This is a genomic window from Pseudomonas sp. B15(2017), from assembly GCF_002113215.1.
Taxonomy (GTDB): Bacteria; Pseudomonadota; Gammaproteobacteria; order Pseudomonadales; family Pseudomonadaceae; genus Aquipseudomonas.
This window is the reverse complement of record NZ_NEJZ01000019.1, coordinates 128,492-142,869: the sequence shown is the minus strand read 5'-3', so window position 1 is coordinate 142,869 and position 14,378 is coordinate 128,492. Positions and strand designations below refer to the sequence as shown.

Sequence of the window (14,378 nt, the reverse complement as noted above, 5' to 3'; positions counted from 1 at the left end):
AGACCCTTAAAATGAAATTCCATGCGCAATTACAGCGTATTTCGATTGCGCTCACTCAAAAAGCTGAACAACACCTCCGTCACGAATTCGGGATTCTCCAGATTGGAGATATGCCCCGCCTCCGGCACCAGCACACACGGACAGCCAATCAGCTCAGCCATTTCCCGTGCTTCCGACGGCGGGCGTGGCTTGTCCTGATCGCCGCAGACCACCAGCGTGGTGGCCGCATTCAGCTCGCCCAGACGCGGCAACAGATCATCACGGCCAAAGGTGATACGCCCCATCGGCACGATGCTTTGACGCAGACGTTCAGCGGAGTAACCCGCGAGTTTCGCGCGAAAGTCCTGATACAGCGCCGACGCTCGATCGATGCCCGGCCGGAAGAAGATCGGCACCACGATATCCAGCAGTTGCTCGGAGATCCCGCCGCTTTCCTCGATCTGTTTGAACAGCGAGAAATAGTACTGGCGAGTCGGCTCCGGCTCGACGCCGACGTAGGTGTCCATCAACACCAGTCCGTTGAGCCGCTGCGGCGCCGACAACGCCAGACGCACACCCCACATGCCGCCGACCGACAGCCCGACCAGCGTAACCTGATCGATATCCAGATGATCGAGCAAGGCCAGCGCCTGGCGCGCGATGTCGTCCAGCGAAGCGGTGCCTTCAGGCAAATGACCGGATTCGCCATGGCCCCACAGATCCAGTGCAATCACCCGGTAGTGCGGTGACAACGCGGCGATCTGCGGCGCCCACATGGCCTGGTCCCACAGGTAACTACCGGCCAGCAATACCGCCGGGCCTGTGCCTTGATCAATGTAGTGAAGCGCCTGTCCGTCAACCGTGAAAAAAGGCATCGATAACCCCCGTGGCAAAGAAACTGAAGCCCGAAGACTGAGCGGGCCGGCCTCGACAGTCAATGATATGAAAGGATTACAAAGCCTTACCTGCGACAACGGCTACAGAGAAAACCATGTTTTCTGTCGCCGTTGTCGCGGGCTGTTGTTTACAGGCCCTCCAGCTCCGCCATCAGGTCATTCAGGCGATCAACCTTCTCCTCGGTAATGTCGCTGGCCGCCAGTCCTTCGATGTAACCGGCCAGTTCCTCCACCGTGCTGCACTCGAACATCGCCCGTAGCGGTACGTCCCGTTGCAAGGCTTTCTGCACCCGCGAGGCGATCTGCGTGGCGAGCAAAGAATGGCCGCCGAGCTCGAAGAAGTTGTCGCGTACCCCGACCTTCTCGACTTTGAGCACCTCGGCCCAGATGTCGACCAGGGTCTGTTCCAGTTCGCTGCGCGGCGCCAGGTAATCCCGGCTCTGCAACTGGCCGATTTCCAGCGCCGGCAAGGCCTTTCGGTCGAGTTTGCCGTTGGCGTTGAGCGGCAACCGGTCGAGCCACAGCCAATGCAGCGGCACCATGTATTCCGGCAGTTCGGCGCGCAGGCGCTGCTTGATCCGCTCCAGGCGTTCGCTCTGATTCAGTGCGGAATCTGCGGCGACCAGATAGCCGACCAGATGCTTGCCGTTGACGCCTTCCTGCACACCGACCGCGCCATCGCGAACTTCCGGTTGCTCATGCAGACGCGCCTCGATTTCACCCAGCTCGATCCGGTAACCGCGAATCTTCACCTGATGGTCGACCCGACCGACGTATTCCAGCACACCGTCACTGCGACGGCGCGCCAGGTCACCGGTGCGATACAGACGCTCGCCCGGTGCACCGAACGGATTCGGCACAAACACCGGCGCGGTGCGCAGTGGATCGCTGACATAACCACGACCGACACCGGTGCCCGCCACACACAACTCACCCACCGCACCCAGCGGCACCAGATCCAGCGCGCCATCGAGCAGGTACAGCAAGTTGTTGTCGGTCGGGGTACCGATCGGCAGGTAACTGCCGCGAGTCGAGGCCAGGTCGACGCGGAAGAACGCCACGTCGTCCGAGCATTCCGCCGGGCCATACGCGTTGACCAGACCGATCTCCGGGTAACGCAGCAACCACTGATGAGCCAGCTCCGGTGGCATTGCTTCACCGGTCGGCAGCATCCAGCGCAGGCCGTCGAGGCTCAGACGATCCGAAGCGAGCATGCCCTGGATCAGCGATGGCACGCTTTCGAGCACGGTGATGCCCTGCTGCTGCACATGCACCAGCAAACCTTGCGGATCGTGGGCGATGGTGTTCGGCACGATGTCCACCCGCGCCCCGAACAACGGTGCGGCGAGGAACTGCCAGACCGAAATGTCAAAGCTTTGCGAAGCGGTCTGGGCGATCACATCGGCGTCGCTCAGGTTCAGGTACGGCACCTTGCTCAACTGGTTGTTGAGCATGCCGCGCTGCTCGACCATCACGCCTTTGGGCAACCCGGTGGAGCCCGAGGTGTAGATCACGTAGGCCAGGTTGTCCGGGCCGCTGAAGATGCCCGGATTCGTCGACGACACTGCGCCCGCCTGAACCTCTTCCCACACCAGCAAACGTGGTCGGTTGGCACAGCTGAATTCGTCGAGCAAGGTCGTCGCCTGTTCACGGCAAGCTTCGCTGCACACCAGCACCGGCGTGCGACTGAGTTCGATGATCCGTTGCAGACGCTGGCTCGGCAGGCCCGGATCCAGCGGCAGGTAACCGGCACCGGCCTTGAAGCTGCCGATGATCATGCCCAGCAGATCCGGATTACGTTCGCCCAGCAGCGCCACCGGTTGATCCATCTGCACCCCGGCCGCGACCAGTGCATGACCGAGACGGTTGGCGTTGACGTTCAGTTGCCCGTAGCTCAACTGCTGATCGAGGCAACTGGCGGCAATGCGTTGCGGATGTTGCGCGACCTGCGCTTCAAACAGTTCGACGTAGCTCTGCTGCAGCGGATAGTCGTGCTCACTCTGATTGCAACCGTGGAGCAGGAAATCCTGTTCCTCATGGCCCAGCAGCGGCAGGTCGGCCATGTCGCCATGGAAGCCGTCGACCAGCGCCAGCAACAGACGCTTGAACTCACCGAGCATGCGCTCGATGGTCGACTCGTCGAAGTAACGCTGGTCGTAGGACAGATGCAGACCGAGGTCGTCGCCCGGATAGCAGACCGCCGTCAGCGGGAAGTTGGTGTGGGTACGGCCCGAGTCCGAGGTCGCATTGAGGCTTTGCGCACGGTCCAGCACCGAGACTTCCACCGGGGCGTTTTCGAACACGAACAGGCTGTCGAACAGCGGCTGGCCTTTCGGCAGTTCGCTTTGCTCCTGGATGTTCACCAGCGGCAGGTATTCGTACTCGCGCAGTTGCATGTTGCTGTCGAGCAGGTCGCTCAGCCACTGACGCACGCTGGCGCGCTGGTCGTCCGCCGGGATCTGCACCCGCAGCGCGATGCTGTTGATGAACAGGCCGACAGTGCGTTGCATCTCCGGCATCTCCACCGGACGCCCGGCCACGGTCACGCCGAACAGCACGTCGCGATCACCGCTCATGCGGCGCAGCACCAGTGCCCACGCCGCCTGGGCGAAGGTGTTGACGGTCAGTTGATGGGCCTGGGCCAGCTCACGCAGACGGGCGCCGTCCTCGACGTTCAGTCGGGTGTAGCGGTCGCCAACGATCATGCCACCGCTTTCACCGGCGTGTTCACGCAGGAACGGACGATCGCTCGGGATCGGCGTGGTGCGCTCGAAGCCTCGCAGGTTCTGCTGCCACCACTGACGTGCTTCGGCCAGGCTCTGGCGTTGCAGCCAGCCGATGTAATCGCGGTAGCGCGGTGGCTTCGCCAGTTGCGCTTCGCGACCTTCACCGAGGGCGGTATAGATCTCGAAGAAATCGTTCATCAGCAGCGACCGGCACCAGGCATCGATCAGGATGTGGTGGTTGCTCATCATGAACCAGTAGCGCGCGGCGCCGACCTTGATCAGGCGCAGGTGGAACGGGGCCTGATTGAGCAGATCGAACCCGGCCTCGCGCTCGGCCTTGAGCAGCGCTTGCAGTTTCGGCTCCTGCTCGGCGTCCGCAATGGTGCTCCAGTCCAGGTATTCGATCGGCGTACGACCCGGCGTATGAATCACTTGCAGCATGTCTTCGCCGACATTCCAGCAGAACGACGCACGCAGCGCTTCGTGACGGGCGACCACCGCTTGCCACGCCTGGGCGAAACGCTCGGGGTCGAGCTCGCTGTTGATGCGGTAGCGATCCTGCATGTAGTACAGACCGGTGCCCGGTTCGAGCAAGGTGTGCAGCAGCATGCCTTCCTGCATCGGCGTCAACGGGTACACATCTTCGATGTGCGCCGCCGGCACCGGCAGCGCATCGAGTTGCGCCTGGGTCAGTTTCGCCAGCGGGAAGTCCGACGGCGTCAGACCGCCGGCCTCGTCTTGCAGGCAGTGTTCGATCAGGCTCAGCAACTCACCGACGTAGGCATCCGCCAGCTCGTTGATGGTCTGCGCGTCGTAACGTTCGGCGCTGAAAGTCCAGCGCAGCAGCAGTTCCCCGCCGTACACCTGACTGTCGACGCTCAACTCGTTCGGCAGCGGTGCGTGCGGATCGTGGGCCGCGCCGACCGGCTCGTCCAGCGGACGGAACAGCGCATCGCTGCCGAAGCTCTGGTCGAACTGGCCGAGGTAGTTGAAGGTGATCGGCGCGTTCGGCAATGCCACCATGCTTTCACGACTGGCGTCATCGGCCAGATAACGCAGCACGCCATAACCAAGGCCTTTGTGCGGCACGGCCCGCAGCTGTTCCTTGATCGCCTTGATCGAAGCGCCCTGCCCGGCGGCCTCTTCGATGTTGTGCGGGGTCAGGCGCAGCGGATAGGCGCTGGTGAACCAGCCGACGGTGCGGGTCAGGTCGATCTCGTCAAACAGGGTTTCGCGGCCGTGGCCTTCCAGTTGAATCAGCGCCGACGGCTGCCCGCTCCAGCGGCACAGCACGCGGGCCAGTGCGGTCAGCAACAAGTCGTTGACCTGCGTGCGATAGGCGCTCGGTGCCTGTTGCAGCAGTTGTTTGGTGCGCTCGGCATCCAGACGCACGCTGACCGTTTGTGCATGACGATTCTCGCGACCGCCCTCAGGACGTTCGCACGGCAAGTCGGCATTCGGGCCAGCCAGTTGCGCTTGCCACCAGCTCAGTTCTTCACGCAGGGATTCGCTGCCGGCGTAGGCCTGCAAGCGCGCTGACCAGTCCTTGAAGGCGCTGGTTTTCGCCGGCAGTTTCACCGACTGATCGGCGTCGAGTTGGCGATACACGGTTTGCAGATCGTCGAGCAGAACGCGCCACGACACACCGTCGACCACCAGGTGATGGATTGCGATGAACAGCCGTTGCTGGCCGTCCGGCCCATCGATCAGCACGGCGCGCAGCAGCGGGCCTTGCGCGAGATCGAGACTGCGCTGGGCATCGGCGAACAGTGCGGCGCATTTGTCCATCGACGGCACGCGAACTTGCCAAAGCACCGCTGCATCGGTCACCGGTTGATGGGTTGCTTGCCATGTGCCGTTGGCCTCGATGAAGCGCAGGCGCAAGGCGTCATGCTGCTCGACCACCGCCAGCAACGCTTGCTCCAATCGGTGCGGTTCAAGCGCCACAGTCGGCTCCAGCAGCAACGCCTGGTTCCAGTGCTGACGCTCGGCAATCTCGGTATCGAAGAACCAGTGCTGGATCGGCGTCAGACGCGATTCGCCAGTCACCAGACCTTGCTCGGCGGTCACGGTTTCACTGCGGCTGGCGACAGCGGCCAGGGTCTGCACGGTCTGGTGCTGGAACAGATCGCGCGGGCTGAAGTGAATGCCCTGCTGGCGCGCGCGGCTGACCACTTGAATCGACAGGATCGAGTCGCCGCCCAGTTCGAAGAAGTTGTCGTTGAGACCAACCTGCTCGACGTTGAGTACCTCGCACCAGATCTGCGCCAGGGTCTGCTCAAGCTCGTTGCTTGGCGCCACGTAATCCTGACGATTGAGGTCCAGATCCGGTGCCGGCAACGCGCGGCGGTCGAGCTTGCCGTTGGCGGTCAGCGGCATGCTCGCCAGCAGGATCAGATGGGTCGGCACCATGTAGTCCGGCAGTTGCGTCTTCAGGTGCGCCTTCAGCGCTTCGCGCAGTTCGACCTGCTCAGCTTCGCTTCGCGAAGCGACCTCGGTCACCAGATAGCCAACCAGTTGCTTGCCGCTCGGCGCATCCAGCGCCAACACCACCGCTTCACGGATCGAATCGTGATCGAGCAGGCGGATTTCGATCTCGCCCAGTTCGATACGGAAGCCACGGATCTTCACCTGATGGTCGATCCGCCCGAGGTACTCCACCAGACCATCGGCACGCTGGCGCACCAGGTCGCCGGTGCGGTACATGCGCCCGCCATCGGCAGCAAACGGGTCGGCGACAAAACGCTCGGCGGTGATGCCGGCGCGGTCGTGATACCCCAGCGCCAGACCGGCGCCACCGACGAACAATTCACCGGTCGCACCTTGCGGCACCAGCGCCAGATCGGCGTCGAGAATGTAGGCCACGCGATCACCGATCACGCTGCCGATCGGCACGCTGCCAGCGCCCTCTTCCAGAACATCCGGCGCGAGACTGGCCAGCGGCATGACCACGGTTTCGGTCGGGCCGTAGGCATTGAAGAACAGGCTCGGCTTGAACGCCGCGCGAATCCGTTGCAGATGTTCGCCGGTCAGCGCTTCGCCGCCGGTGATGATCATGCGCACCGGCAGGATGTCGTTTTGCGTGGCGAGGAACTGCGCCAACTGGCTGCCGTAGCTCGGGGTGAAACCGAGAATATTGATCCGATGTTCGCGGATCAGGCCGCAGATTTCTTCCGCGTCCCACTGACCTTGCGCACGCAGCACGACTTGCGCCCCGCTGAGCAGCGGCACCAGCAGACGCTCGGTAGCGGCGTCGAAGTTGATCGAATAAAAGTGCAGCTCGCAATCGTCTGGACGCATACCGAAGCGCTCGATCACGGCCTGGCAATGCATGGCGATTTCACCGTGAGACACCACCACGCCTTTCGGCTTGCCGGTGGAACCCGAGGTGTAAATCAGGTACGCCTGATGCTGCGGCAGGCTGACAAATGGCAACTCGGTAGCCGGGTAATCGGCAAGCGCCGCGCTGTCGTCCTCCAGGCACCAGCGCGCCACGTTCGACGGCAGTTCGCCGAGGGCCTTGAACATTGCGCGGTCGCTGAGCAGCAGGCCGACGCCGCTGTCTTCGATCATGTAATGCAAACGGTCGAGCGGGTATTCCGGATCCAGCGGCACATAGGCGCCACCGGCCTTGAGGATCGCCAGCAGACCGACGACCATTTCCAGCGAACGCTCCAGCGCCAGGCCTACTCGCACTTGCGGGCCGACACCGCGCTCACGCAGGGCCCAGGCCAGGCGATTGGCGCGAGCGTCGAGTTCGGCGTAGCTCAGGGTCTGCCCGGCAAAAGTCAGGGCCGGTGCGTCTTTGCGCGCCAACGCCTGTTCGGCGAACAGGTGATGAATGCACTGATCGAGACGGCGCTCGCCCGGCTCGACGCCGAGGCTGTCGAGCAATTGCTGTTGCTCGGGCGCATCGAGCAGCGGCAGTTCGCTGAGACGTTGCTGCGGATCGGCGATCAACGCTTCCAGCAGGTTGCACCAGTGCCTGGCCATGCGCGCAATCGTCGGCTCGTCGAACAAGTCGGTGCTGTAAGTCAGGCAGCAACCGAGTCGGTGATCGAGGTCGGTGACTTCCAGGTTGAGGTCGAACTTGGTCGCCCGCGCATCGTTGGCCAGGTACTCGACGGTCATCCCGGCGAGCATGCGGCTTTGCTGGAATTCCCAGCGCTGTACATTGCACATCACCTGGAACAACGGGTTGTACGCGGCGCTGCGCGGTGGCTGCAACGCTTCAACCAGATGATCGAACGGCAGGTCCTGATGGGACTGACCTTCGATCACGGTGTGGCGCACCTGCTCGAACAACTCGCCGACCGACATCTGGCCGTCGAGCTGGCATCGCAGCACTTGAGTGTTGAGGAACGCACCGATCAGCCCTTCGCTTTCCGGACGGATACGGTTGGCCACCGGCGCGCCGATGCGCAGATCGGTCCGGCCGCTGTAGCGGTAAAGCAGGGTTGCGAGCGCAGCCGTCATGGTCATGAACAGGGTCAGACCGTTCTGCGCGTTGAACGCCCGGACCCGCGCGGCAAGATCGTCGCTCAGGTCGAAACGGAACAGCTCGCCCTGGTGGCTTTGCACCGGCGGACGCGGACGGTCGCCCGGCAATTCCAGCAGCGGATGTTCGCGACCCAGTTGCGCGGTCCAGTAATCGAGCTGACGCTGACGCTCGCCGGATTCCAGCCAGTTGCGCTGCCACACGCTGTAGTCGAGGTACTGCACCGGCAGCGGCTCCAGCGGCGAATCGCGGTCGTCAACGAACGCTTCGTACAGCGCGCTGAGTTCACGGGCGAAGATGTCCATCGCCCAGCCTTCGGTGACGATGTGGTGCAGGGTCAGGACGAAGTAATGCTCCTGCTCGGCGGTCTTGACCAGGCAGGCGCGCAGCAGCGGACCGGTTTCCAGATCGAACGGCAGATGCGCTTCATCGTCGGCCAGTTGCTGGACTTTCTGCTCGCGCACATCAGCGGCGAGTTTCGAGAAATCCTTCCAGTCCATGCGCACGCCGGTCTCGGCATGCACCTGCTGACGGGCCACGCCGTCGACGCTCGGGAACGTGGTGCGCAGGGTTTCGTGGCGCACGATCAGCGCTTGCAGTGCCGCCTCGAAACGCCCCACATCCAGCACGCCACGCAGGCGCGCCATGCCGCCGACGTTGTACGCCGGGCTGTCCGGCTCCATCTGCCAGAGGAACCACATGCGCTGTTGGGAATAGGACAGCGGCACCGGTTTGCTGCGATCAACCTTGTCGATGGGCGGCTGCTTGTTGGTGCGGCCGCTGGCCTGGATCTGGCGAATTTGTTCGGCGAAATCACCCAGCTCGCTGTGCTCGAACAAGGCGCGCAGCGGCAGCTCGACGTCGCAGGCCTGACGGGTGCGAGAGATGATTTGCGTGGCCAGCAGCGAGTGACCGCCGAGGGCGAAGAAGTCGTCGCGCAGGCCGACCTGTTTCAGGCCCAGCACTTCACGCCAGATCGCGGCGATCTGCTGCTCCAGCTCGGTGACCGGTTCGACGTGTTCGCGCACCTGCCATTGCGGCTCGGGCAATGCGCGGCGGTCGAGTTTGCCGCTCGGGCTCAGGGGCATAGCGTCCAGGCGCATCAGTTGCGCCGGGACCATGTATTCCGGCAGCTCGGCGGCCAGTGCGGTTTTCAGGCGAGCGGTTTGCGCGTCCTGATCTTCGCTGGTGTCGGTTGCAGTGAAGTAGCCGATCAGTTGCGGGCCGGCGACGGTTTCACGCACCAGCACGGCGGCCTGAGCGACACCGTCCTGAGCCAGCAGTCGCGCTTCGATCTCTTGCGGCTCGACGCGGAAGCCGCGCAGTTTGACCTGCTGATCGAGACGGCCGAGGTATTCGATCACACCGTCGCCGGTCCAGCGCGCACGGTCACCGGTGCGGTACAGACGCGCGCCCTGCTCGCCCAGCGGATCGACCAAAAAACGTTCGGCGGTCAGCGCCGGGCGACCGAGGTAACCACGGGCCAGGCCGATGCCGCTGATGCACAGTTCCCCCGGCACACCGGCCGGTACTGGGTTGAGATCGCTGTCGAGCACGCGGCAGACCACGTTGCCCAGCGGACGGCCAATCGGCGAACGCTCGCCATCCGCCACGGAGCAATGCCAGTGGGTGACGTTGATCGCGGTTTCGGTCGGGCCATAACGGTTGTGCAGCTGCACCGCCGGCAGTTGCGCCAGCACGCGGTTGCGCAGCTCCGCCGGCAGCGCTTCACCGCCGGAGAACACACGGCGCAGGCTGGTGCATCCGGCGCTCAGCTGTTCGTCGATGAACAGCGAAAGCAGCGGCGGCACAAAGTGCAGCGTGGTCACGCCGTATTGCTGAACCAGCTGCGCGATGCAATGCGGATCGCGGTGTTCACCGGGGCCGGCGATCAGCAGGCGCGCGCCCGTGATCAGCGGCCAGAAGCACTCCCACACCGACACGTCGAAACTGATCGGTGCCTTTTGCATCAACACGTCGGTGTCGTTCAGGCAATAGGTGTTCTGCATCCATTGCAGACGCTCGGCCAGCGCCGCGTGAGTGTTGCCCACGCCTTTCGGCTGGCCGGTGGAACCGGAGGTGTAAATCACGTAGGCGAGGTTGTCGCCGTGCAGGTGCAGGCCCGGTGCCTGGCTCGGCCAGTTCTCCAGGTGCAGGGTGTCCATGGCGATCACGCTGACGCCTTCGCTGGCCGGCAAGCGGTCGAGCAGTGCCGTCTGGGTCAGCAGCAGTTCGACACCGCTGTCGCTGAGCATGTAGGCCAGGCGTTCGGCGGGGTAATCCGGATCCAGCGGCACGTAGGCGCCGCCGGCCTTGATGATCGCCAGCAGGCCGATCAGCAGTTGCGGCGAACGCTCGGCGGCGATGGCCACACAGACATCCGGGCCGACGCCTTTGTCACGCAGGTAATGGGCCAGACGGTTGGCCCGGGCGTGCAGTTCGGCAAAATCGAGACTGCCGCCGTCCCACACCAGCGCGGTGCGATCCGGAGTCTGCCGGGCTTGTTCATTCAGCAGTTCCGGCAGCCATTGTTGCGCCGGGGTGCACGGGGCGATGCTCCACGCGTTTTGCTGAGTGTTCTCGGTGGCGGTCAGCAGCGGCAGGTCACCGATGGTCTGCTCCGGACGTTCGCAGACAGTCCGCAACAGGTTGCTGAAATGCTCGGCCAGACGCTCGATGGTCGCCGCGTCGAACAACTCATCGGCGTAGTCGAAGGACAGCGTCAGGCGACCGTTTCGGTCTTCTTCACTGTGCAGTTGCAGATCGAACTTGGCCTCGCGGCTGTGCCACGGCAGTTCTTCGGCGAGCAGGCCCGGCAGTCGTTTGAGCGCATTCAGGTCGCGTTGCTGATGGTTGAACATGACCTGGAACAGACCTTGTTCGCGGGCCTGCGGGAAGGCTTCGAGCAGTTGCTCGAACGGCAGGTCCTGATTCGCCTGGGCATCGAGTGCAGCCTGGCGGGTTTGCGCCAGCAGTTCGGTGAACGGCAGACGCGAATCGACGTTGGCGCGCAGCACCTGGGTGTTGATGAAGAAGCCGATCAGGCCCTGGGTTTCCAGACGCGGACGGTTGGCGTTCGGCACACCGATGCGGATATCGCGCTGGCCGCTGTAGCGATGCAACAGGCTCTGGAACGCCGAGAGCAGCAGCATGAATGGCGTGGATTGACAGGCTTGGGCAGTCTGGCGGATCGCATCGCTGAGGCTCACCCCCAGGCGAACGCTGTGGCGCGCGGCACTGTGTTTTTGCCTGGCAGAACGCGGATGGTCGGTCGCCAGCTCCAGGGTCGGATGCTCGTCGCCCAACTGCGCTTTCCAGTACGCCAGTTGCCGCTCGCCCTCACCTTGGGCCAGCCATTGGCGCTGCCAGCTGCCGTAGTCGGCGTATTGGGTGGGCAGCGGCGCGAGTTCGGCGCGCTGGCCTTGGGAAGCGGCGGCGTACAGGCGCGAGAACTCGTCGATCAAAACGTTCAGCGACCAGCCATCGGCGATGATGTGGTGCATGGTCACCAGCAACTGGTGATCTTCGTCATCGAGGCGAACCAGCGTCACCCACAGCAGCGGGCCTTTCTCCAGATCGAACCGGGTGCGGGCCTCGTCTTCGCGGATCTGTTGTGCGCGGGCTTCACGTTCGCCAGCCGGCAGGTCGCTGATGTCGATCAGTTGCAGGTTGAACTCACCTGCCGCTTCGACCTGTTGCAACGCCACGCCGTCGCGCTCGAAGAAACGCGAACGCAGAGATTCATGACGTTCGATCAGTTGTTGGAAACTGGCGCGCAGGGCGTCCTCGTCCAGTTCGCCGCGCAGGCGCAGGGCACCGGGAATGTTGTAAGCGCTGCTGTGCGGATCGAGCTGCCAGGTGATCCACAGACGGTTTTGCGCCAGCGATTGCGGCAAGGCTTCGTGGCGCGAAAGCGCGGTGATTTCGCCCTGGGCGCTGCCGCCGTCCCGTTGCTGTTGTGCGACAGCGGCGGCGAACGCGGACAGGGTCGGGGCTTCGAACAGCAGACGCAAATTCAGCTCCAGGCTCAGCTCTTCGCGAACCTTGGCGATCACTTGGGCGGCTGCGATCGAGTTGCCGCCGAGCAGGAAGAAGTGATCGTCGGCGTTGACCTGTTTGACGTTCAACTGCTCGGCCCAGATTCTGCCGATCAATGCTTCCAGTTCGGAGGTGGACGCGGTCGACTCGCAGTTTTCAGCGGTGGCCGACGGGAACACCGCGTAGCTGTCGAGGCTGCCGTCGGCCAGGCGATTGCGGCAGGCCGAACGTTGCAACTTGCCACTGGAAGTTTTCGGCAATGCGCCCGGATTGAGCAGCACCACCACGCTCGGTGCTTCCTGATACGCCTCGGCCACAGCCTGGCGGATGGCTTTGATCAGCGCTTCGGGCGGGAGGATTTTCTGCACGCTGCGGCTGATTTCCGCCGCGATGCCGATGCCTTCTTCGCCATTCTGATTGACCGCGAACGCAGCGACGCGGCCCTTGCGCACCACCTCCACTTCGTTCTCGACCGTCTTCTCGATGTCCTGCGGATAGAGGTTGTGACCGCGCACGATCAGCATGTCTTTCAGGCGACCGGTGATGAACAGTTCACCGTCGCGGATGAAACCCAGGTCACCGGTGCGCAGCCAGGTCTGGCCGGCGTGCTGCACGAAGGTTTTGGCAGTCGCTTCGGGATTGCGCCAGTAGCCGTGGGCGATGCTCGGGCCGGCTGCCCAGACTTCACCGACGGCGTTGTCGGCGAGCGCTTCGAGGGTGTTTGGCTCGACGATCAGCACCGCATGCTCGGGTTGGCTGATGCCGCAACTCATGATCGGACTGCCCTCGCCCGCTTCGGCACGGTTCTGTGCCAGGGCTTGATCGTCCACACGTAGCGCCGGAATGCCGGTGCCGCGCGGTGTGCCGGCGACGAACAGGGTCGCTTCGGCCAGACCGTAGGACGCCATGAAGCTGCTTTCGCTGAAACCGCATGCAGTGAATTTCTCGGCGAAGCGCTCGAGGGTGTCGAGGCGGATCGGCTCGGAACCGGAATAGGCCACGCGCCAGCGGCTCAGGTCGAGACGTTCCAGCGCCGATTCACTGACGCGCTCGCTGCACAGACGATAGGCGAAGTCCGGGCCGCCGCTGATGGTGCCGCCGTATTGGCTGATCGCTTCAAGCCAGCGCAACGGCCGGGCGAGGAAGTAAGCCGGCGACATCAGGATGCACGGCACGCCGCTGAAGATCGGTTGCAGCAGGCCGCCGATCAAACCCATGTCGTGGTACAGCGGCAGCCAGCTAACGATCACGTCGTCGGGGTTCACATCGATGCCGAAGCCGTGGCGGATCAGCAGTTCGTTGGCCACCAGGTTGCCGTGGCTGACCTGCACGCCCTTGGGCAGCGCGGTGGAGCCGGAGGTGTATTGCAGGAAGGCGATGTGGTCTTGCGGCAAGGTCGGTTCGGCCCAGCGCTCGGCGAGCGAAGCGTCCAGGGTATCGACGCACAACAGCGGCGGCGCGCCTTCGATTTGCTGCAGGGCGTCGCCCAGGTCGGCGCTGGTCAGCAGCAGGCGCGGTTCGGCGTCGGCGATGATCGACAGCAGGCGCTCCTGATGGTGACGCCTGGCCGACTCCGGCGGATAGGCCGGCACCGCGATCACGCCCGCGTAGAGGCAACCGAAGAACGCCGCGACGTAATCCGGGCCACTCGGAAACAGCAATACCGCGCGATCACCGAATCCGGCCTCGGCCTGCAACGCTGCCGCGATGGTGCGCGCGCGCTGATCGAGTTCGCGATAACTGAGCACCACAGCCTGTTCCTCGGTTTCGGCGAGAAAGCGCAAGGCCAGCCGATCCGGCGTCAGGGCCGCGCGGCGCTGGAGGGCTTGGACCAGAGTGCTGGGGAGTTCGAACGCGTCGGTCATGAGGTTTCCTGCCTGAATTCGGCTTGCTGATGGAATCGGGTTGGCTGCGGCATGCCCGTGCAAGGCATGCGGGACACGGTCTTCGCCGACCGTGCAAGGCATTGGAATGCGGTAGGTCCGGGGCTGGGTGCCCGGATCCATTCACCAATGAGAACGGATGACGTCTTGAAATAATTAGTCGGCAGGCTGGATCACCAACGGCGCTGGGCGCTTGGGCGGTGTGCGGCGGCGTGTCGCAGTTCACGGATCGCACCGTTATGGATCATTAGTTCTCTTTCTCAATTGACAATCATTATCATTCAACATAATTTGTCGCTCGATGTGTAGGACGGCCCCGTCCCCCAGGCGTCCCACTAACCTATTGGCAGCAAGGTGA

Annotated in this window: 2 protein-coding genes; both read right to left on the bottom strand. The window is 63.6% G+C overall.

Going from position 1 to position 14,378, the window contains the following annotated elements:
- Positions 1-29: 29 nt before the first annotated feature.
- Positions 30-854: an alpha/beta fold hydrolase gene (locus tag CAF73_RS24755; RefSeq protein ID WP_085704466.1), complete on the bottom strand. Its 825-nt coding sequence runs from the start codon at positions 852-854 to the stop codon at positions 30-32.
- Between the two features lie 149 nt (positions 855-1,003).
- Entirely contained in the window at positions 1,004-14,002 is a 12,999-nt protein-coding gene (locus CAF73_RS24750) for a non-ribosomal peptide synthetase (protein ID WP_085704464.1), read from the bottom strand.
- Between the last annotated feature and the right edge of the window lie 376 nt (positions 14,003-14,378).

What these genes read in the sequence shown, in the direction of transcription:
- CAF73_RS24755 (WP_085704466.1), bottom strand. Translation starts at nt 854, where the DNA reads ATGCCTTTTTTCACGGTTGACGGACAGGCGCTTCACTACATTGATCAA.
- CAF73_RS24750 (WP_085704464.1), bottom strand. Translation starts at nt 14,002, where the DNA reads ATGACCGACGCGTTCGAACTCCCCAGCACTCTGGTCCAAGCCCTCCAG.